The 19,135-nt window shown below is 67.8% G+C and carries 19 protein-coding genes, 1 tRNA gene and 1 other RNA gene; 11 read left to right on the top strand and 10 right to left on the bottom strand.

From position 1 onward, the window contains the following. Positions 1 to 9: 9 nt before the first annotated feature. Positions 10 to 2,736, bottom strand: coding sequence for a pyruvate dehydrogenase (acetyl-transferring), homodimeric type (gene aceE / locus MAE01_RS06645; protein ID WP_147038762.1), 2,727 nt, complete (start codon positions 2,734 to 2,736; stop codon positions 10 to 12). Between the two features lie 154 nt (positions 2,737 to 2,890). On the opposite strand from aceE, the gene MAE01_RS06640 reads away from it, so the two are divergent. Beyond that, a tRNA-Val gene (locus MAE01_RS06640) sits at positions 2,891 to 2,963 on the top strand. Positions 2,964 to 2,986: 23 nt separating this feature from the next. On the opposite strand, the gene MAE01_RS16160 is transcribed toward MAE01_RS06640, so the two are convergent. Genes MAE01_RS16160 through MAE01_RS06625 form a run of 4 tightly spaced genes read right to left on the bottom strand, consistent with a single transcriptional unit; the run spans position 2,987 to position 4,995 of the window. Beyond that, positions 2,987 to 3,166: a hypothetical protein gene (locus tag MAE01_RS16160; protein ID WP_229718181.1), complete on the bottom strand. Its 180-nt coding sequence runs from the start codon at positions 3,164 to 3,166 to the stop codon at positions 2,987 to 2,989. Between the two features lie 29 nt (positions 3,167 to 3,195). Beyond that, on the bottom strand, positions 3,196 to 3,396 hold the full coding sequence (locus MAE01_RS16155; RefSeq protein WP_229718182.1) for a hypothetical protein: 201 nt from the start codon (positions 3,394 to 3,396) through the stop codon (positions 3,196 to 3,198). A gap of 50 nt (positions 3,397 to 3,446) precedes the next feature. Continuing rightward, entirely contained in the window at positions 3,447 to 4,472 is a 1,026-nt protein-coding gene (locus tag MAE01_RS06630) for an NADPH:quinone reductase (RefSeq protein ID WP_147038761.1), read from the bottom strand. Positions 4,473 to 4,500: 28 nt separating this feature from the next. Continuing rightward, positions 4,501 to 4,995, bottom strand: coding sequence for a MarR family winged helix-turn-helix transcriptional regulator (locus MAE01_RS06625; protein ID WP_147038760.1), 495 nt, complete (start codon positions 4,993 to 4,995; stop codon positions 4,501 to 4,503). Positions 4,996 to 5,072: 77 nt separating this feature from the next. Here MAE01_RS06625 and MAE01_RS06620 point away from each other — a divergent pair, with 77 nt between their 5' ends. Then, positions 5,073 to 5,864 carry an SDR family NAD(P)-dependent oxidoreductase gene (locus MAE01_RS06620; RefSeq protein ID WP_147038759.1) on the top strand — a complete coding sequence of 264 codons (792 nt, stop codon included), beginning with the start codon at positions 5,073 to 5,075 and terminating at the stop codon, positions 5,862 to 5,864. 27 nt (positions 5,865 to 5,891) lie between these two features. Here MAE01_RS06620 and MAE01_RS06615 read toward each other — a convergent pair whose 3' ends face one another. Next, complete coding sequence (locus tag MAE01_RS06615; RefSeq protein WP_147038758.1) at positions 5,892 to 6,731, bottom strand: aldo/keto reductase; 840 nt, start codon at positions 6,729 to 6,731, stop codon at positions 5,892 to 5,894. 29 nt (positions 6,732 to 6,760) lie between these two features. Here MAE01_RS06615 and MAE01_RS06610 point away from each other — a divergent pair, with 29 nt between their 5' ends. The 4 genes from MAE01_RS06610 to rnpB all read left to right on the top strand — a co-directional run bounded on the left by MAE01_RS06610 (position 6,761) and on the right by rnpB (position 9,946). Further along, the gene (locus MAE01_RS06610; RefSeq protein ID WP_147038757.1) at positions 6,761 to 7,138 is read left to right on the top strand and encodes a YchJ family protein; all 378 of its coding nucleotides are present in this window, start codon (positions 6,761 to 6,763) and stop codon (positions 7,136 to 7,138) included. Continuing rightward, positions 7,135 to 7,866 (top strand): zinc ribbon domain-containing protein, encoded by a 732-nt coding sequence (locus MAE01_RS06605; RefSeq protein WP_147038756.1) that lies wholly within the window; start codon positions 7,135 to 7,137, stop codon positions 7,864 to 7,866. The genes MAE01_RS06610 and MAE01_RS06605 overlap by 4 nt, the downstream gene beginning before the upstream one ends. Continuing rightward, the gene (locus tag MAE01_RS06600; RefSeq protein WP_229718183.1) at positions 7,863 to 9,557 is read left to right on the top strand and encodes a bifunctional 3'-5' exonuclease/DNA polymerase; all 1,695 of its coding nucleotides are present in this window, start codon (positions 7,863 to 7,865) and stop codon (positions 9,555 to 9,557) included. Before MAE01_RS06605 ends, MAE01_RS06600 begins: the two co-directional genes overlap by 4 nt. Positions 9,558 to 9,571: 14 nt before the next feature. Continuing rightward, an RNA gene (gene rnpB / locus MAE01_RS06595) (RNase P RNA component class A) lies at positions 9,572 to 9,946 on the top strand. A 21-nt stretch (positions 9,947 to 9,967) separates the two neighbouring features. Here rnpB and ppgK read toward each other — a convergent pair. Then, positions 9,968 to 10,726: a polyphosphate--glucose phosphotransferase gene (gene ppgK / locus MAE01_RS06590; RefSeq protein WP_147038755.1), complete on the bottom strand. Its 759-nt coding sequence runs from the start codon at positions 10,724 to 10,726 to the stop codon at positions 9,968 to 9,970. Between the two features lie 92 nt (positions 10,727 to 10,818). On the opposite strand from ppgK, the gene MAE01_RS06585 reads away from it, so the two are divergent. Genes MAE01_RS06585 through MAE01_RS06570 form a run of 4 tightly spaced genes read left to right on the top strand, consistent with a single transcriptional unit; the run spans position 10,819 to position 16,285 of the window. Continuing rightward, a complete protein-coding gene (locus MAE01_RS06585) occupies positions 10,819 to 11,034 on the top strand; it encodes an SPOR domain-containing protein (protein ID WP_147038754.1) in 216 nt (71 codons plus the stop codon). A gap of 14 nt (positions 11,035 to 11,048) precedes the next feature. Then, positions 11,049 to 12,386, top strand: a complete 1,338-nt coding sequence (locus MAE01_RS06580) for a glutamine synthetase family protein (protein ID WP_147038753.1) — start codon at positions 11,049 to 11,051, stop codon at positions 12,384 to 12,386. A 4-nt stretch (positions 12,387 to 12,390) separates the two neighbouring features. Next, positions 12,391 to 15,366: a bifunctional [glutamine synthetase] adenylyltransferase/[glutamine synthetase]-adenylyl-L-tyrosine phosphorylase gene (locus tag MAE01_RS06575; RefSeq protein ID WP_147038752.1), complete on the top strand. Its 2,976-nt coding sequence runs from the start codon at positions 12,391 to 12,393 to the stop codon at positions 15,364 to 15,366. A gap of 4 nt (positions 15,367 to 15,370) precedes the next feature. Further along, positions 15,371 to 16,285 (top strand): diacylglycerol/lipid kinase family protein, encoded by a 915-nt coding sequence (locus MAE01_RS06570; protein WP_147038751.1) that lies wholly within the window; start codon positions 15,371 to 15,373, stop codon positions 16,283 to 16,285. Positions 16,286 to 16,294: 9 nt separating this feature from the next. Here MAE01_RS06570 and MAE01_RS06565 read toward each other — a convergent pair whose 3' ends face one another. Then, the gene (locus MAE01_RS06565; RefSeq protein ID WP_147038750.1) at positions 16,295 to 16,603 is read right to left on the bottom strand and encodes a DUF7882 family protein; all 309 of its coding nucleotides are present in this window, start codon (positions 16,601 to 16,603) and stop codon (positions 16,295 to 16,297) included. A gap of 84 nt (positions 16,604 to 16,687) precedes the next feature. Beyond that, complete coding sequence (glnA, locus tag MAE01_RS06560; protein WP_147038749.1) at positions 16,688 to 18,112, bottom strand: type I glutamate--ammonia ligase; 1,425 nt, start codon at positions 18,110 to 18,112, stop codon at positions 16,688 to 16,690. Positions 18,113 to 18,234: 122 nt separating this feature from the next. On the opposite strand from glnA, the gene MAE01_RS06555 reads away from it, so the two are divergent. Further along, entirely contained in the window at positions 18,235 to 18,630 is a 396-nt protein-coding gene (locus MAE01_RS06555) for an RDD family protein (RefSeq protein WP_229718184.1), read from the top strand. Here the strand turns inward: MAE01_RS06555 and MAE01_RS06550 are convergent. After that, complete coding sequence (locus tag MAE01_RS06550; RefSeq protein ID WP_147038748.1) at positions 18,620 to 19,120, bottom strand: ATP-dependent zinc protease family protein; 501 nt, start codon at positions 19,118 to 19,120, stop codon at positions 18,620 to 18,622. The genes MAE01_RS06555 and MAE01_RS06550 overlap by 11 nt on opposite strands. Between the last annotated feature and the right edge of the window lie 15 nt (positions 19,121 to 19,135).

The following is a 19,135-nucleotide window of genomic DNA, read 5'->3' as shown; positions in this document are numbered from 1 at the left end:
ACACGCGGCTCAGCTCTCGCCGCCGGCGTTCCCGCTCGTACCCGCGTTCACGTTGTGCAGGTCGTACTTCGAGATCGCCTGGGCGATCACGGAGCGGTCGAGCTTGCCCTGGTCGGCCAGGCCCTGGAGGGCGCGGACAACCATGGACGGTCCGTCGATCTTGAAGAACCGGCGTGCCGCAGCGCGGGTGTCGGCGAAGCCGAAGCCGTCGGCGCCGAGCGTGTAGAAGTCGCCGGGCACCCACTGACGGATCTGGTCCTGCACGGCGTGCATGTAGTCGCTGGTGGCGATGAACGGGCCGTCGGCCGACTGCAGCTTCTGCGTGAGGTAGGAGAGCTTCGGCTCTTCCTCGGGGTGCAGGAAGTTGTGCTCGTCGGCGGCCAGGCCGTCACGGCGCAGCTCGTTCCAGCTGGTCACCGACCAGACGTCGGCGACGACGCCCCAGTCCTTCGCCAGCAGCTCCTGCGCCTCGATCGCCCACGGGACGCCGACGCCGGAGGCGAGCAGCTGCACGCGGGGGCCCTCGCCGGTGCCCTCGGACACCCGGTGGATGCCCTTGAGGATGCCTTCGACATCGACGTTCTCGGGCTCGGCGGGCTGCTTGAACGGCTCGTTGTAGACCGTCAGGTAGTACATGACGTCGGGGTCGGGGTGCGATCCGCCGTACATGCGCTCGATGCCGGCCTGCACGATGTGCGAGACCTCGTAGCCGTAGGCCGGGTCGTAGCTCACGGTCGCAGGGTTGGTCGACGCGAGCAGTGGCGAGTGGCCGTCGGCGTGCTGCGTGCCCTCACCGGTCAGCGTGGTGCGTCCGGCGGTCGCACCGATCACGAAACCACGCGCCATCTGGTCGGCGGCCGCCCAGAACGCGTCGCCGGTGCGCTGGTAGCCGAACATCGAGTAGAAGATGTAGATCGGGATCAGCGGCTCGCCGTGCGTCGAGTACGACGTGGCGGTGGCGGTGAACGCCGCGGTGGCGCCCGCCTCGTTGATGCCGACGTGCATGATCTGACCCTGCGGGCTCTCCTTGTACGCCAGGAGCAGCTCGCGGTCGACGGCGGTGTAGTTCTGACCGTTCGGGTTGTAGATCTTCGCCGAGGGGAAGTACGAGTCCATGCCGAACGTGCGCGCTTCGTCGGGGATGATCGGGACGATCCGCTCGCCGAAGCCCTTCACCCGCAGCAGGTCCTTGAGCATACGGACGAACGCCATCGTGGTGGCGACCTCCTGGTTGCCGGAACCCTTCTTCGGGAAGGCGTAGTCCTTGTCCTCGGGGAGGGCGAGGTCGACGTGCTTCGTGCGGCGCTCCGGGAGGAAGCCGCCCAGCTCGCGACGGCGCTCCAGCATGTACTGGATCGTCTCGTCCTGCGCTCCGGGGTGGAAGTACGGCGGCTGGTACGGGTTCTCCTCGAGCTGCGCGTCCGTGATCGGGATCTGCATGGTGTCGCGGAAGAGCTTGAGGTCGTCCAGAGTCATCTTCTTCATCTGGTGCGTCGCGTTGCGGCCCTCGAAGTGCGGACCGAGGCCGTAGCCCTTGACGGTCTTGGCGAGGATGACGGTCGGCTGGCCCTTGTGCTCCATCGCGGCCTTGTACGCCGCGTACACCTTGCGGTAGTCGTGGCCGCCGCGGCGGAGCTTCCAGATCTGGTCGTCGGTGTAGTCCTTGACCAGGGCCGCGGTGCGCTCATCGCGTCCGAAGAAGTTCTCGCGGACGAACGCGCCGTTCTCTGCCTTGTAGGTCTGGTAATCACCGTCGGGGGTGACGTTCATGAGGTTGAGCAGCGCGCCGTCGCTGTCGCGCGCCAGCAGGTCGTCCCACTCGCGGCCCCAGACGACCTTGATGACGTTCCAGCCGGCACCGCGGAAGTACGACTCGAGCTCCTGGATGATCTTGCCGTTGCCTCGCACAGGGCCGTCGAGCCGCTGCAGGTTGGCGTTGATCACGAAGGTGAGGTTGTCCAGGCCCTCGTTCGCCGCGACCTGCAGCTGGCCGCGGGACTCGACCTCGTCCATCTCGCCATCGCCGAGGAACGCCCAGACGTGCGAGTCCGCGACGTCCTTGATGCCGCGGTTGGCGAGGTACTTGTTCGTCATCGCCTGGTAGATCGCGTTGATGGGTCCCAGACCCATCGAGACGGTCGGGAACTGCCAGAACTCGCGCATCATGCGCGGGTGCGGGTAGGAGGGGATGCCGTTCGGAGCGCCGGACTTCTCTTGGCGGAACGCATCGAGCTGCGCCTCTGTCAGGCGTCCCTCGAGGAAGGCACGGGCGTACATGCCGGGGGAGGCGTGGCCCTGGTAGAAGATCTGGTCGCCGCCGGAAGGGTGGTCCTGCCCGCGGAAGAAGTGGTTGTGGCCGACCTCGTACAGCGACGCAGCCGAGGCGTACGTGGAGATGTGACCGCCGACGCCGATGCCGGGGCGCTGCGCGCGGTGCACCGTGATCGCGGCGTTCCACCGGATCCAGTGACGGTAGCGCCGCTCGAGCTCCTCGTCACCGGGGAACTCCGGCTCGTTCTCGGAGGCGATGGTGTTGATGTAGTCGGTGGTCGGGACCATCGGCACGTTCAGGTGCAGCTCCTTGGAGCGCTTGAGCATGCTGAGCATGATCTCTCGACCACGTCCGTGGCCCTTGGCGTCGACGAGCTCGTCGAGCGACTGCCGCCATTCGCCGGTCTCTTCCGGATCGCTGTCGAGGGGGCCCTGGGAGTACGGATCCTGATCGTGGACGGTCACGTGGAGCCTTTCGTCAAGCTGGCAGGTCTTGCCAAGGAAACGGGAAGCGACGCGGGGGAGTCTTGTCGTCTCGGCACAACGCGCGCTGTTCTCAGCCTAGCCCCGTTCGATGGTTACGTCGCGCACGCGGGCGCTGGATAGAATAAAGCCACCAGGGCCTTTAGCTCAGCTGGTAGAGCGCCACGTTTACACCGTGGATGTCGTCGGTTCGATCCCGGCAGGGCCCACTTCTCCCACAGATTTCCGCGTCTCAACGGATCAGTGCGCGCACCGCGTACCGCGCCGCCATCAACGCGACGATCAGCAACGTGACCTCGATGAACCCGCCGAGCCGCACGGCCCCTCCGAGGACGAGATCGGTGAGCCACAGAACGAGGAACTTGCTGCCGGCGCTGAGGATCACCAGCGCGATCCGCGCAGTCACTCTCACCCGACGCGATTCTCCGGCTCTGAGCCGCCTCAGGATGCGGTCTTCGCGGTCACCACGATCTCGAGAGCGATCTTCATCAGCACGGCGGTGATGACCGAGACGAGGAACGATTCCGAGACCACGGACGGGAAGAACTGCACGAACAGCTCGAGCACGATCAGGTAGACGAGCACGTCGACGAGGTCGATCGGGCGGATCAGTCTTCGGCGTGCCTTCCGAGCGTCGGCCATGGCGTAACCGTACTGCGAAGGCTCACCGGTGTCTGCCCAGCGTTATCCGTTCAGTCGTCGGACAAGACCCGGATGAGAATCTTCCCGATCGCGCCGCGCTCGACCGCATCGTGCGCGGCGGCGGTCTCTTCGAGCGGGAACCACGTGAGCGGCAGCCCGGCATGCTCGCCGACGGGAAGAGCGTCGTCCTCCAGCGCCGCCGTGACATCCTCGGCGGCTGCGGTCAACGCATCCTCGCCGACGGTGTACAGGAGCAGGCCCTGCCAGCGGGCGTTCTTGGCGAAACTCGGCATGATCGGGATCGTGAACGCGTCGCCCTTGTCGTTCGCGTAGTACGCGATTGACCCGTGATTGGCCAGCACCGCGACGTCGAGCGCGGCGTTGCTCGCCGGTGAGACCTCCACGACCTGATCGACGCCGGACGGGGCGACTTCGAGGATGCGCTCGGCCAGTCGGTCATCGGGGTACTGGAAGACGTGGTGAGCGCCCGCCGCGCGGGCGAGCCGCTCCTTCGCACCCGTGCTCACGGTCGTGATGACCGTCGCGCCCGCCCATGCGGCGAGTTGGATCGCCGCGTGACCCACGGCGCCCGCACCGCCCTGCACGAGCACGGTCCGCCCGGCGAGCGCGCCGGGGGAGAGCCGCGCCGGGCCATGCTCGTGCACGGTCAGCGCGCGGTGCGCGGTCATCGCCGGAACACCGAGGCTTGCGGCGACATCGAAGCCGACACCGTCCGGGAGTCGAACTGCGCGCGATGCCGGAACCACCGTGAAATCCTGGGCGGTGCCGGTCGGCCGCTGGTGGGCAGCGAGATGCACCCACACGCGATCGCCGACCTGCAGGCCCTCGACGCCGTCGCCGACGGCATCCACGACACCGGCACCGTCCTGGTTCGGGACGATCTCCTCGAACGGCATCGGCGCGCCGGTAGCTGCGCGGGCCTTCCAGTCCGTCGGATTCACACCGGAGACGTGGATGCGCACCCGCACCTCTCCTGGGCCCGGCTGTGCCGTTTCGCGCTCGGTCAACGTGAGCGCAGTGGAGTCGCCCTTGTCCGTGTAGACGATTGCTCTCATGTCAGATGCAAGTCGAGCCCGCGCGGGACTATTCCGTCGCAGCCGGACTCCACCCGGACTCATCGCGGATCGCACGCTGGATTCGCCTGCTGATCTCCCGAAGCTGCTTCTTCTGCGCCGCCGTCAGCGGGTCGAGGGCGAGCCGATGCACCGTGCGCACATGACCCGGCGTGGCCTGCTCGACCTTCGCCCTGCCCGGCTCGGTGAGAATCGCGAGCGTGTACCTGCCGTCGGTGGGATCCGGCATCCGTCGCATCCAACCGCGCTTCTCCAGCCGCGCCGCGGCGCGCGACAGACGCGAAAGCGAGCTGTTCGCGTAGCCCGCGAGCACACTCATCCGGAGCGCCTGCTCCGGAGCATCGGCCAGGGCGTACAGGATCCCGTACTCGAAGTGCGTCACCTCCGAGTCGGACTGCAACTGAGCGTCGAGCGCGGCCGGCAGCCATTCCAGGACGGTGGCCAGAGAGGACCAGGTCTCCAGGTCGTCGCCCGTGAGTGCTGAGGGGGCTGTGCGATCCGTCATGACAGCAGACTATTGCACTTTCTCAGTCAAGTGACATTGGTAAGCTATGACTTGACTGATCAAGTGAATGGAGAGTCATGGAACTGCAGCTGAGCGGCCGACGAGCGTTCGTGAGCGGGTCGACGCAGGGGATCGGATTCGCGATCGCGCGGGGGCTCCGCGCAGAAGGTGTATCCGTCGTGATCAACGGGCGCGAACGCGCCACGGTCGATCGTGCTGTTGTCGAGCTGAAGGGGGAGGATCCTGACGCGCCGGTCGCGGGGATCGTCGCGGACGTCGCAGACCCACGGCAGATGGCGCAGCTGCTCGAGCAGCTCGGCGAGGTCGACATCCTGGTCAACAACGTCGGACTCTTCGAAATGTCTGCGTTCGGCGATATCGGCGACGACGACTGGCAGCGCTACTTCGACGTCAACGTCATGAGCGGCGTGCGCCTCTCACGCCAGCTGCTGCCCGGCATGCTGGAGCGCGGGTGGGGACGCATCATCTTCGTCGGAAGCGAATCCGGCGTGAACATCCCTGCAGACATGGTGCACTACGGCGTGACGAAGGCCGCAGTGCTGGCTCTGAGCAACGGCCTGGCCAAGCTCACCCGCGGCACCGGTGTCACTGTGAACACGATCCTCGGCGGTCCGACCTACTCCGATGGCGTCGCCGATACGGTTGGCGCGCTCTCGGCAGCGCAGGATGTTCCTGAGGATGCGATGAAGGCCGCCATCATCTCGCAGAACACGACATCGCTGCTGCAGAGATTCATCGACCCTGCCGAGATCGCCAACCTCGCGCTCTACCTGGCGAGTCCGCTCTCTTCCGCCACGAACGGCGCGGCTCTGCGCGCTGACGGCGGCGTTCTCACCGCGATGCTGTGACGCGCCGCGGCGGGGGAGCGTCGCGGCTCAGGACTCCTCGTGCGAGCGCGGGTCTGCGTCGAACAGCCGGCCATCGGCGCGACCGAGCGCGGTGATCGCCTCGACCTCGGCCTCATCGAGTGTGATGGATGCCGCCGCGAGGTTGGCCTTCTGGTGCTCCAGCGACGACGCCTTCGGGATCGCGACGCTCTCACGAGCGACGTGCCAGGCGAGCACGGCCTGGGCCGGCGAGATGCCGTGCGCGGCGGCGACCTCCGCGATCACCGGTTCCTCCAGCAGCTCCTTGCCGCGGCCGATCGGGCTCCACGCCTCGGTGATGATGCCGTGCTCGCGGTGGTAGGCGAGCTGCTCGGTCTGCGGGAAGTACGGGTGCAGCTCGATCTGATTGACCACCGGGAGCACTCCGGTCTCGCGCTCCAGGCGCTCCAGGTGCTCGGGCAGGAAGTTGGAGACGCCAATCTGGCGCACTGTGCCGCGCTGCTGCGCCTCGACGAGCGCGGCCCACGCCTGCACGTACTCGTCCTGGATCGGGTTCGGCCAGTGGATGAGGTGCAGGTCGGTGGCATCCAGGCCGAGCCGGAATCGGCTCTCCTCGATGCTGGTGCGCGCCCTCTCGGCCGGGTGGTGCCGGCCGGGCAGCTTCGTGGTCACGATGACCTCAGCGCGATCAGTGGCGGCATCCGCCACCCCACGGCCGACCGCGCCTTCGTTCTCGTAATTGAATGCGGAATCGACCAGCCGGTAGCCGGCGTCGATGGCGCCGGCGATCGCGGCAGCGCCCGCATCGCCGTTCAGTCGATACGTGCCGAGGCCGATCGCGGGGAGAGTGAAGCCGTTGTGGGCGGTACGGACGGGAAGAGCGGTCATGGTCACAGGGTACGCGGCACAATGGACGCATGCGCTGCCCCTGCACATCCGGAGACACATTCGACTCGTGCTGCGGCCCCGTGCTCTCCGGCGCCATCGCCGCCCCCACGGCTGTGCGTCTCATGCGCTCCCGTTTCACGGCCTTCGCGACGGGGGATGCCGCGTACCTGCTGCGATCGTGGCATCCGACCACTCGACCGGCCGAGCTGGATCTCGACGCGGGTACCCGATGGACCCGGCTGGACATCCTCGACACCGTGTCAGGGGGGCCGTTCGACACGGACGGCGTCGTGGAGTTCGAAGCGTTCTTCCGCGACAGCGGCACGCCCGGTTCTATGCGCGAACGGAGCAGATTCCTGCGCGAGAACCGGATCTGGACCTACCTGGACGGTAAGTTGGATGTGTGAACGCCAGCCCCGAACAACAGCGCATCCTCCTCGACGTCGCCGAGCTCGATCGACGCCTTCAGCAGGCCGAGCGGCAGCGGACGACACCGGCGCAGGGGGCGCGTATCAGCGAGCTCGCCAAGGAACGCCAGGAGCAGCTCCGTGAGCTGACCGCGCTCAGCGGTACCCGCGACGACATCCGCACCGAACTGACCCGGCTCGAATCCGATGTGAAGGTCACCGAGCAGCGCCGCACGCGCGACGCCGACCGCCTCGCGACCACGACCAGTCCCAAGGACGCGCAGGCGCTCGAGCACGAGCTGGCCAGCCTCGCCAAGCGCATCAGCGACCTCGAAGACATCGAGCTCGACGTCATGGGCCGTCTCGAAGACGCCGAAGCCGCCGTCGCGACCCAGCAGGCGCTGATCGACACCACCACCGCCGAGGGCACCGAGCTCACGGCGCAGGCCAAGGCGTCGATCGCGGCCGCCACCAGCGAGATCGAACAGCTCACCCGCGACCGCGACGCGGTGACCGCAGAGATCCCCGCTGAGCTGCTCGCCGAGTACACCCGACGCGCGTCGCGCGGCATCGGCGTCGGACTACTGCGGCGCGGCACCTGCGAAGGATGCCGCATGATGCTCTCCGGCACGCATCTCAATGAGGTTCGTCAGGCCGCGCCCGATGCCGTCGTCTCGTGCCCGGAGTGCGGCGCGATCCTCGTGCGCACCGAAGAATCGGGGCTGTGAGCGCCGGGCCGGCAGCCGATTCCCGGATCCTGCTGGCCGCAACGGGCGACGGCGGGGCCGCCGCCGTCCGGCTCGACGCCGAGGGCTCAGAGATCGACCGCACCGACCTCGCCGCCGCAGAACTTGCCGATTGGGTCCGCGAGGTCGAAGCGCGTGAACGCCCGCGCTGGGTGATCCGCAGCGCACGCGAGCTCTACCCCGATCTCCTCTCCGTGGGTGTGCAGCTGACCCGCACGCACGACCTGCTGCTGTGCCACGCGATCCTCCGCGACACGGATGTGGTCGCCCGTCCGCTCGCGCCCTCGCCCGACTGGCTGCCGCGCGAACCGGAGATCACTGAGCCCGCGCTGTTCGCCCCGGACGACCACGGCGGGGCGGAGTCCGTCGCCGACCTCCTCGACCAACTGCGCGCACAGCTCGGCGTGATCGCCGCCGACCGCACGGGTCGACTCGCGCTCCTCTGCGCCGCAGAGTCCGCGGGCGGCCTGATCGCCGAGGAGATGCGCGCCGCCGGCCTTCCCTGGGATGCCGCCGAGCACGACCGCATCCTCACTGAGGTGCTCGGCGCCCGCCCGTCCGGCGGAGGGATGCCCGCGCACATGGCGACCCACGCCGACGCCGTGCGCTTCCACGTCGGGGACCCGACGCTCCACCTCGACAGCCACGTGAAGCTGCTGCGCGCACTGCATCGCGTCGGCGTCAACGTCGAGTCGACCAGCCAGTGGCAGCTCAGCGAGATCTCCCACCCCGTCATCGCGCCGCTGCTGGCGTACAAGAAGCTGTCGCGGCTGATGAGCGCCAACGGGTGGGCGTGGCTCGCGGAGTGGGTGCACGGCGGACGCTTCCGCCCCGTGTACATCCCCGGTGGCGTGGTCACCGGCCGCTGGGCGTCTTCAGGTGGCGGAGCGCTGCAGCTGCCGCGCATCCTCCGGCCCGCCGTGCGGGCCGACCCGGAGTGGATGCTCGTCATCGCCGACGTCGCGCAGCTCGAGCCGCGGATGCTCGCCGCGATGGCATCCGACAAGGCCATGGCCGAGGCCGCTCGCGGACAGGACTTGTACGCGGGGGTCGTCGCCTCCGGAGCGGTGGCGACGCGAGAAGAGGCCAAGTACGCAGTGCTGGGCGCGATGTACGGTGCCACGACGGGGGACAGCGGCAGGCTCGTGCCGCGCCTGCGCAGGGTTTACCCGCGCGCTATGCACCGCGTCGACGAGGCCGCCCGCATCGGCGAGGACGGCGGTGTCGTATCGACCTGGCTCGGCCGATCCTCGCCGAGACCGGACGCAGACTGGCAGGCGCAGCAGGCCGCCGCGACCGGCGCCGATGTCGTGCCCGCCGAGGTGAAGCGTGCGCGCGGGCGAGCACGTGAACGAGGCCGATTCACCCGCAACTTCATCGTGCAGGGGACCGCCGCCGAGTGGGCGCTGATCTGGCTGGCGGAGATCCGGCATCGGCTGAGGCAGCTTCCTGCTGCACAGACCCCGGCGACGGCATCCGGTCCCTTCGCGACGCAGGCGCACCTGGCCTTCTTCCTGCATGACGAGGTGATCCTGCATGTTCCGGCCGAGCAGGCCGATGCCGCGGCATCCGCGGTGCGCGAGGCCGCCGCAGTCGCCACCAGGCGCCTGTTCGGGGCGTTCTCGATCGACGTGCCGCTCGACCTCCGGATCGAGCGCACCGGCGAGAAGTAGACTGGAGAGGCGAATGGGGCGGCTGGACGGTCGCGTTGCGGGCAACCGCACCGAGGAACGTCCGGGCTCCGCAGGGCAGGACGGTGGGTAACGCCCACCCGGAGCAATCCGCGAGATAGTGCCACAGAGAGCAGACCGCCTCCGGCCCACGGGTCGCGAGGTAAGGGTGAAAGGGTGGAGTAAGAGACCACCGGGGGTCATGGTGACATGACCTGCCAGGTAAACCTCGTCCGGAGCAAGGTCAGACAGAGGATGATGACGCGGCTCGCCGAGTCCTCGGGTAGACCGCTGGAGCGGCACGGCAACGTGTCGCCGAGAGAGATGGCCGTCGAAGGGGATCCTCGAGAGAGACCCCGGGACAGAACCCGGCGTACAGGCCGCCCCATTCGCAGCCCGTACGCCGGATCTCGCTAGTCCGCAGCCAGGGACGCCGCGCCGATGATGCCGGAGGAGTTCCGGTGGATCGCCGGGACGATCGGCGTCTTCAGATCGAGCAGCGGAATGAACTTGTCGGGGTGCTTCGAGACGCCACCGCCGACGACGAACAGGTCGGGGCTGAAGAGGAACTCGACGTGCGAGAAGAAGACCTGGAGCCGGGCCGACCAGTCCTCCCAGGACAGGTTCTCGCGCTCCATGGCCGAGTACGCGCACCACTTCTCGATCGACGCGTCCTCGACGGTGGTGCCGTCGTAGAGCAGATGGCCGAGCTCGGTGTTCGGCAGCAGCACGTCGTTGTACAGGAACGCCGAGCCGATGCCGGTGCCCAGGGTCGCCATGATCGTGAGGCCCTCGACGTCGCGGGCTGCGCCGTGGCGCGCCTCGGCGATCCCGGCGGCATCCGCGTCGTTGACGAAGGTGATGTCGCGGCCGAGACCGTCCTCGAAGAACTTCTCGGCCTCGAAGTCGAGCCACTCCTTGGAGACGTTGGCCGCGGACAGCGTCCTGCCGCGCTTCACGATCGCGGGGAATGCCACGCCGAGGGGCAGATCGGAGTCGCGCACGCCGAGCGTGTCGAGAACCTCGTGGACCGCCTTCAGCACGTCTTCGGGAGAGGCGCCCTTCGGGGTGTCGACGCGAATACGATCGGAATCGAGCGTCCCCTTGTCGAGGTCTACGATTCCTGCCTTGATGCCTGTGCCGCCGATGTCGACGCCGATCGCTTTTGCCATGCGCAATAGCCTAGCGAGAGCGGGTGTCCCCATTAGTATCGTGACAAAGCCTTACGAAGGGACGGGCCATGTCTCGAGGAGAAGATTCGTACATGTCCAGCGGAGAGCGCAAGTACTGGTACAACACCACTTCCGGTGAAGTCGAGTACGGCTACATGTCGCCCGCCGTCGATCGTGTCGGCCCCTTCGACACGGCCGCCGCGGCCGCGAACGCGCTGCAGACGCTGCGCGAGCGCTCTGAGGCATGGGCGGTCGAGGAAGCGATCGACGAAGACTGGCGCAAGGCCACCGACGTGGACGGGAAGTAATACCGCATATGGGCATGGACAAGCAGCGGGACTTCGTGCTGCGCACGATCGAGGAGCGCGGCGTCAAATTCGTCCGTCTCTGGTTCACCGATGTGATCGGCACCCTGAAGTCCGTCGCGATCGCGCCGGCCGAGGTGGAGGGGGCGTTCGCCGAGGGGATCGGCTTCGACGGCTCGGCCATCGAGGGGCTCACACGCACCTACGAGTCCGATCTGCTCGCGCAGCCCGACCCCACGACTTTCCAGATCCTGCCGTGGCGCGGCGAGATCGACCCGACGGCGCGCATGTTCTGCGATCTGACAACGCCCGATGGTCAGCCCGCGGTCGCCGACCCGCGTCATGTCCTCAAGCGCACGCTCGCGAAGGCGGCGGATGCCGGGTTCACGTTCTACACGCATCCCGAGATCGAGTTCTACCTGCTCAAGTCCTCGGGCGTCGGGCCCGAGGGTCCCGTCCCGGTGGACTCGGCCGGGTACTTCGACAACGTCCCCGGCGGGACGGCCCACGACTTCCGTCGCCGGTCGGTGCGGATGCTGGAGGACCTGGGCATCTCGGTCGAGTACAGCCATCACGAGGGCGGCCCCGGTCAGAACGAGATCGACCTGCGGTACGCGGACGCCCTGACGACCGCGGACAACGTGATGACGTTCCGCACGGTCGTCAAGGAGGTCGCGATCGAGCAGGGCGTCTACGCGACGTTCATGCCGAAGCCGATGAGCGACCAGCCGGGCAGCGGCATGCACACGCACATGTCGCTGTTCGAGGGCGACCAGAACGCCTTCTGGGAAGAGGGCGCAAAGTACCAGCTGTCGAAGACCGGACGCCACTTCATCGCCGGTCTCCTCCGTCACGCCAGCGAGATCTCCGCCGTCACCAACCAGTTCGTCAACTCGTACAAGCGGCTGTGGGGCGGCGACGAGGCGCCGAGTTTCGTGACCTGGGGCCACGCGAACCGCTCCGCACTGGTGCGCGTGCCGATGTACAAGCCCAACAAGAGCCAGTCGTCGCGTGTCGAGTACCGCGCGCTGGATTCGGCGGCCAACCCGTATCTCGCGTACGCGCTGCTGCTCGCCGCCGGCCTCAAGGGCATCGAAGAGGAGTACGAGCTGCCGCCGGAGGCCGAGAACAACGTCTGGTCGCTGAGCGACGCAGAGCGCCGTGCTCTCGGTTACACCTCTCTGCCTGCCAGCCTCGATCACGCACTCGAGTACATGGAGTCCTCCGAGCTGGTCGCCGAGACGCTCGGCGAGCAGGTGTTCAACTACGTGCTGCTGAACAAGCGCAAGGAGTGGGAGGCCTACCGCGGTCAGGTCACCCCGTTCGAGCTGAAGAGCAACCTCGAGCTGCTCTGATCGGATGGTCCGCTCAGAGTCCGCGCTGTCACGATCGGCACTCGCCCGACTCGGTTTCACAGGGCTGAGCGGCGCCGCCGATGCCGTCGACGAGCTGTCCACCCTGCTCGCGGTCGACGGTGCGGAGCTGCTCGGCGGCGCCGTGGCGGCCGATCCGGATGCTGCCGTCGAGGGGATGCTGCGGATCGCCAGACGCGACACGGGCGTCCTGCGGCAGCTGATGGGCGACGAGGAGTCGCGCGCGATCGTGTGGCGGGTGTTCGGTGCTTCGAACGGGCTGGCGGACTTCTTCTACCGGCATCCGGACGAGCTCCAGGTCCTCGGCGAGGTCGGATCGCTCGTACCGAGCGCGCGCACTCTGCAGGAGCGCATGCTGGCTGCGGTGGGCGCCGTGGACGGCATCGCTGCCTCCGGCGAGGACACCTCCTGGGTCGCGCTGCGTATCGCGTACCGCCGCTCCCTCGCGGAGATCGCGGCGATCGACCTGATGACGCCGGAGCCGGCTACCCGGATCGCCGCAGTGTCCGCCGCCTTGGCGGATGCCGCCGGCGCGGCGCTGGAGGCCTCACTCGCCGTCGCGCGAGCACGCGTCGCGGCGGCAGTCCCGGCGGAGGACGTCGCACGCACGCAGCTCGCCGTCATCGGCATGGGCAAGGCCGGGGCCCGCGAACTCAACTACGTCAGCGACGTCGACGTGATCTTCGTGGGTGGCTCCGCCGACGAAGACGCGCTCGAGGAGGGGCGCGCGATCGACATCGCCACGCGCCTCGCCCGGGAGACCATCAAGGGCATCTGCGGGATCGAGGTCGAGCCGCCGCTGTGGGACGTCGACGCCAACCTCCGCCCTGAGGGCAAGCAGGGCGCGCTCGTGCGTTCGCTTGGCTCCCATCTGGCGTACTACGACCGCTGGGCGAAGAGCTGGGAGTTCCAGGCGCTGCTGAAGGCGCGTCCGATCGCGGGCGACGAGTCGCTCGGAGAGGCGTATCTGGAAGCCGTCCAGCCGAAGATCTGGTCCAGCGCCGCACGTGAGGACTTCGTCGACAGCGTGCAGCGCATGCGGGAGCGGGTCACCGAGCACGTCGACCCCGAGGATGCCCCGTATCAGCTGAAGCTCGGCGTCGGCGGCATCCGAGACATCGAATTCACCGTGCAGCTTCTCCAGCTCGTGCACGGGCTGACCGATCCCGACATCCGCACCCGCGGCACGCTCGAGAGCCTGGACGCACTGGTCGCGGGCGGATACATCGGGCGCTCCGATGCCGCGATCTTCGCGGCCGACTACCGCACGCTGCGCCTGATGGAGCACCGGGTGCAGCTGCGAGACCTCACGCGCACCCACCTCATGCCGCGGACGGCGGAGGAACAGCGCGTGCTCGCCCGTGCATCCGGGCTCGCCGAGACCGCACCGGCGATCTGGGAGCTCTGGGAGCGCGTCAGACGCGAAGTCCGCGACATCCACACCCGGCTGTTCTACCGCCCGCTTCTGAGTGCGGTGGCGGCCCTGCCGGAGGAGGAGCGCACGCTCTCCACCGAGCAGGCTCGCGACCGCCTGGCCGCGATCGGCTTCCGCGACCCGGCCGGCGCGCTCCGACACATCGGCGCGCTCACGTCCGGCATCAGCCGGAAGGTCACCATCCAGCGCCACCTCATGCCGATCATGGTGCGCTGGTTCGCCGACGGCAGCGACCCCGACTACGGCCTGCTGGCGTTCCGCCGGATCAGTGAACGTCTGGGGGACACGTCCTGGTTCCTGCGGATGCTGCGCGACTCGTCCGGCGCCGCGGAGAGCCTCACGCTGCTGCTGTCGGCGTCGCGGTACATCGGCGAGCTCCTGGAGTGGATCCCCGAGTCGGTGGCCTGGCTCGACAACGCGGAGCGCCTTCGGCCGCGTGCCCCGGTGAAGCTCGACGAGGAGGCCAGGGCGATCCAGACCAGGCACGCGTCCGTGACGTCTGCGCTGAAGGCCGTGCGGGCACTGCGTCGGCGGGAACTGCTTCGCATCGCGATGGGCGGCGTCCTGGACGTCATCACGATCGAGGAGCTCGCCACGGCGCTCACCGCCATCACGGATGTGACGATCCAGGCGGCGCTGCGAGCCGTTCGGCGCGAGGTGGTGCCGCCCGAGGACGACTCCTTCGAGTTCGCCGTGATCGGGATGGGCCGGTTCGGCGGCGCGGAGCTGGGCTTCGGTTCCGATGCAGACATCCTCTACGTCTATGACCCGGGCGATGTCGACCCCCAGCGGGCGCAGAGCCTGGCCTCGCAGATCGTGGCGGGGCTGCGAGAGCACCTCACCGATGCCAAGGTACCGCTGGACCTGGATGCCGGTCTGCGTCCCGAAGGCCGCAACGGGCCCGTCGTACGGACCCTGGTGGCCTATACGGAGTACTACCGGCGCTGGTCGGTGTCCTGGGAGGCTCAGGCGCTCCTGCGCGCCCGTGGCGTCGCAGGGAGCTCCGCGCTCGTCGAGCGATTCATGGCGATGACCGACAGCGTCCGCTATCCCGAGGACGTCGACGAACACGCCCTCCGTGAGATCAAGCGCATCAAGGCGCGTGTCGAGGGGGAGCGCCTGCCCCGCGGCGCCGACCCGCACCGGCATCTGAAACTCGGGCCGGGAGGCCTCAGCGACGTCGAATGGCTCGTGCAGCTCATCCAGCTGAAGCACGCCCACGCGTTTCCGGCGCTGCGCACGACGTCGACCCTGGACGCGCTGCAGGCCGCGGTCGACGGCGACCTGATGGCGGCGGAGGATGCGGACCTGCTGCGGGACGCGTGGCTGCTGGCCAGTCGGCTGCGCTCGGCGATCACCCTGCGCACCGGCCAGACCAGCGACGCACTGCCCACAGACCGCCGCGAACTCGACGCGATCGCGCGACTGCTCGGGTACCCCGAGCGCTCCGCCAGCGCCGTCGAGGAGGACTACCTCGGCACGACGAGACGCGCACGGCGTGTCTTCGAGCACTTGTTCTACGGTTGAGCACATGACAGCGACGAGCTACGGCCTCATCTGGAATCCTTCGAAGGTCGATGAGGAGAAGCTGCGCAAGGCCGTGGCCGAGCACCTTGGAGACGACGTGCGCTGGTGGGAGACCACTCCCGACGATCCGGGCCACGGAATGGCGCAGGATGCCGTGGCCGCGGGATGCTCGGTCGTGATCGCCGTCGGGGGAGACGGGACCGTCCGTGCGGTGGCGGAGACGCTCGCGGGCACCGATGCCGCGCTGGGCATCGTTCCGCAGGGCACCGGCAACCTGCTCGCACGCAACCTCGACGTTCCGCTGGAGAACATCCCCGCGGCGCTCCGCCGGATCAAGGGCGGCGAACCGCGGCAGATCGATCTCGGCTGGGTGCGCACCGACGACGGGGAGCGCGCGTTCGCGGTCATGGTCGGGTTCGGCGTCGACGCGCAGATGCTCGTCGAGACCGATGACGATCTGAAGGACAGAGCCGGATGGCTCGCGTACGTCGAGGCCATGGGACGGGCGATGGCCGGCACGGAGATGACGGGCGTCACGCTGACCATCGATGACGGCGAACCGCAGGAGGTCCGCGGGCACACGCTGCTGATCGGCAACTGCGGCATGGTCCAGGGCGGGGTGCGACTGCTGCCGGACGCCAAGCTGGACGACGGCCGACTCGACCTGCTGCTGGTGAGCGCAGACGGCGCGCTGCAGTGGCTCGACACCGTGCGCTCCGTCGTCTGGGACAACGGCATCCGCCGTATTCTCACCCGCGGCGAGAGCGCAGTGAGCACGGAGTCGACGCAGCACCTGACAGCGGAGCGCGTGCGCGTCGAACTCGAGCAGCCCCTCGCATTCGAGGTCGACGGCGAGGAGTTCGGCGAGGTGTCGTCATTCGAGGTGCGCGTGCAGGCGGGCGCCCTGAACGTGCTCTGAGCGGACGGCTCAGTCCAGCGTCTTCACGAGATGATCGAGCACCAGTTCGCCGGTGGCGTTCGTGGCGTGGATCATCTCCTCCAGCCGCTTGGAGTCGATCGCGGGCGCATCGGGGCTGTCGAAGACGAACACGAGCGGCACGGAGGGGTGGATCCAGGCCGTGAGCCGGCCGCCTTCGCCCTGATCGATCGGGCGCCAGGTCATCATGAAGCTCTCCTGGCGGCGGAGCTTGGTGGCGATCACCACTTTCAGGTGCGCCAGCGTGACGTCCTCGATCTGGATCGGTTCGGCGGTGTGGTCGTACTTGAGTTTGCCCATACTGAACCGTAACGCCTGGCTGCTCGACGCAGAAGAGCCGGATCCGCGCAGTGCGGACCCGGCTCTTCTACGGTGTGCGAAGGATCAGACCCCGAAGTACAGCTCGAACTCGAACGGGTGCGGACGCTGCGCGATCGGCAGGATCTCGTTCTCGATCTTGTACGAGATCCAGGTCTCGATCAGCTCGGGCGTGAACACGCCGCCCTCGAGCAGGAACTGGTGGTCGTCGCGGAGTGCGTCGAGAGAGTCCAGCAGCGAGTTGGGCACCTGCGGGATGTTCTTCGCCTCCTCGGGAGGAAGCTCGTAGAGGTCCTTGTCGACGGGCTCGTGCGGCTCGATGCGGTTCTTGATGCCGTCCAGTCCCGCCATCAGCTGCGCCGCGAAGGCGAGGTACGGGTTGCCCGAGGCGTCGGGGGCGCGGAACTCGATGCGCTTGGCCTTCGGGTTCGAGCCCGTGATCGGGATGCGGATCGCGGCGGAGCGGTTGCCGGCCGAGTAGACGAGGTTGACCGGAGCCTCGAAGCCCTTGACCAGACGGTGGTAGCTGTTCAGGGTCGGGTTGGTGAAGGCGAGCAGCGCAGGCGCGTGGGCCAGGATGCCGCCGATGTACCAGCGCGCGACGTCGCTGAGCTGTCCGTAGCCGGCCTCGTCGTAGAACAGCGGCTTGCCCTCGCTCCACAGCGACTGGTGCGTGTGCATGCCGGAGCCGTTGTCACCGTAGAGCGGCTTGGGCATGAAGGTCGCGACCTTGCCCCACTCCTCGCAGGTGTTCTTGACGATGTACTTGAACTTCAGGATGTCGTCCGCCGCGTGCACCATCGTGTCGAAGCGGTAGTTGATCTCCTGCTGACCTGCCGTGCCCACCTCGTGGTGCGAGCGCTCCAGGTGGAAGCCGGCGTCGATCAGGCGCAGGGTGATGTCGTCGCGCAGATCGGCCGTCTTGTCGACAGGGCTGACGGGGAAGTAGCCGCCCTTGTAGGGGGTCTTGTTGGCGAGGTTCCCGCCCTCTTCCTCACGACCGGTGTTCCATGCCGCCTCTTCGGAGTCGACCTTGTAGAAGCTCTCGCCGGCGCTGACGGAGTAGCGCACGTCGTCGAAGATGTAGAACTCCGCCTCCGGAGCGAAGAACGCGGTGTCTGCGATGCCGGTGGAGACGAGGTACTTCTCGGCCTTCTTCGCGACCTGGCGCGGGTCCTTCGAGTAGATCTCGCCGGTGCGCGGGTTGTAGATGTCGAAGAGCATCACCAGCGTGCTGGCCTCGCGGAACGGGTCGACGTAGGCGGTGGTCACGTCCGGGATGAGCTGCATGTCCGATTCGTGGATGCTGGCGAAGCCGCGGATCGAGGAGCCGTCGAAGAGCTGACCATCCGTGAAGAAGGCCTCGTCGACGGTCGACGCCGGGATGTTGAAGTGCTGCTGCACGCCGGGCAGATCGGTGAAACGAATGTCAAGGAATTTGACGTCGTTCTCCTTGATGTAGCTCAGCACCTCGGATGAATCGGTGAACATTTATCACTCCTGGATGACGCGGATCGGGGCCTTCGGGCCTGCATGAACAGTAGGGCGCAGGGGTTTCTCAGCCGTGTCCTCTTTGTTTCGGCCATGTTACAGACCCTCGATAGGATGGATGTGTGACGGACGCCGTGAACTCGTATCCAGGGGAGCGTCTCGGCTACCCCACGGCAGGGCCGGGGAGCATCGCCCGCGTCGGCCGGCGCATCGGCGCTCTCGCAATCGACTGGGCAGCCGCCGTGGTCATCTCGATCGCGTTCTTCCAGTACGACTCGCTTGCGACGCTGGTCGTGTTCGCGGTCGTCCAGATCCTGTTCATCCCGACGATCGGCGGCAGCCCGGGGCATCGCATCCTCGGCATGCGCCTGGTGCTCGCGAACGGGGCATGGGTGGGCCTGTGGCGCCCGATCGTGCGCACTCTGCTGCTCGTGCTCGTCATCCCCGCCGTCATCTGGGACCAGGATCAGCGCGGACTGCACGACAAGGCGGTCGGCACGGTCCTAATCAGGGCGTGACGTCAGCTGCACCGCGATTGCGGCGGCGGGCCTCCTTGGGGGCGCGGCCGCCGAGGAACGAACGGGCGGGGTCGACGATGAACCCGCGACGCAGGGCCTCCCTGCCGATCAGCATCCGGAATCCCATCTCGTCACGATTGCTCAGCGTCACCTCGGAGACTATGAGCCGGTCGACCAGACGGATCGCCAGCAGCACGACCAGACGTTCCTGCGAGTGGCCGGACGAGCTGCGCACCTCGCGCCGATCGTGGATCGGGCACTCGACGATCGTGGCCTCAGCGTCGGTGTGCTGCCACGGGTTCACCCGGAACCGCACCCAGGCTTCGCCCTCGCGGTCGAACTCGACGACGTCGAAGGCGTGCAGCGAGGAGGTGCGCGCGCCGGTGTCGATCTTCGCCTTGATCCAGTCGACGCCGGCGTCGGGCAGGCTCACCCATTCACGCCACCCGGTAAGAGTGTTTGAATGAGATGTCCTAACCACGCGATACATCTTGGCAGGAAACAG

Source organism: Microbacterium aerolatum (assembly GCF_007988825.1).
Lineage (GTDB): Bacteria > Actinomycetota > Actinomycetes > Actinomycetales > Microbacteriaceae > Microbacterium > Microbacterium aerolatum.
Note: the sequence above shows the minus strand (reverse complement) of the source record. Positions and strands in the feature narration are given on the sequence as shown.

Coding starts and splice junctions, on each gene's coding strand:
- MAE01_RS16155 (WP_229718182.1), bottom strand. CDS start 3,396: ATGGCCGACGCTCGGAAGGCACGCCGAAGACTGATCCGCCCGATCGAC.
- MAE01_RS06630 (WP_147038761.1), bottom strand. CDS start 4,472: ATGAGAGCAATCGTCTACACGGACAAGGGCGACTCCACTGCGCTCACG.
- MAE01_RS06625 (WP_147038760.1), bottom strand. CDS start 4,995: ATGACGGATCGCACAGCCCCCTCAGCACTCACGGGCGACGACCTGGAG.
- MAE01_RS06620 (WP_147038759.1), top strand. CDS start 5,073: ATGGAACTGCAGCTGAGCGGCCGACGAGCGTTCGTGAGCGGGTCGACG.
- MAE01_RS06615 (WP_147038758.1), bottom strand. CDS start 6,731: ATGACCGCTCTTCCCGTCCGTACCGCCCACAACGGCTTCACTCTCCCC.
- MAE01_RS06610 (WP_147038757.1), top strand. CDS start 6,761: ATGCGCTGCCCCTGCACATCCGGAGACACATTCGACTCGTGCTGCGGC.
- ppgK (WP_147038755.1), bottom strand. CDS start 10,726: ATGGCAAAAGCGATCGGCGTCGACATCGGCGGCACAGGCATCAAGGCA.
- MAE01_RS06585 (WP_147038754.1), top strand. CDS start 10,819: ATGTCCAGCGGAGAGCGCAAGTACTGGTACAACACCACTTCCGGTGAA.
- MAE01_RS06580 (WP_147038753.1), top strand. CDS start 11,049: ATGGACAAGCAGCGGGACTTCGTGCTGCGCACGATCGAGGAGCGCGGC.
- MAE01_RS06575 (WP_147038752.1), top strand. CDS start 12,391: ATGGTCCGCTCAGAGTCCGCGCTGTCACGATCGGCACTCGCCCGACTC.
- MAE01_RS06570 (WP_147038751.1), top strand. CDS start 15,371: ATGACAGCGACGAGCTACGGCCTCATCTGGAATCCTTCGAAGGTCGAT.
- MAE01_RS06565 (WP_147038750.1), bottom strand. CDS start 16,603: ATGGGCAAACTCAAGTACGACCACACCGCCGAACCGATCCAGATCGAG.
- glnA (WP_147038749.1), bottom strand. CDS start 18,112: ATGTTCACCGATTCATCCGAGGTGCTGAGCTACATCAAGGAGAACGAC.
- MAE01_RS06550 (WP_147038748.1), bottom strand. CDS start 19,120: ATGTATCGCGTGGTTAGGACATCTCATTCAAACACTCTTACCGGGTGG.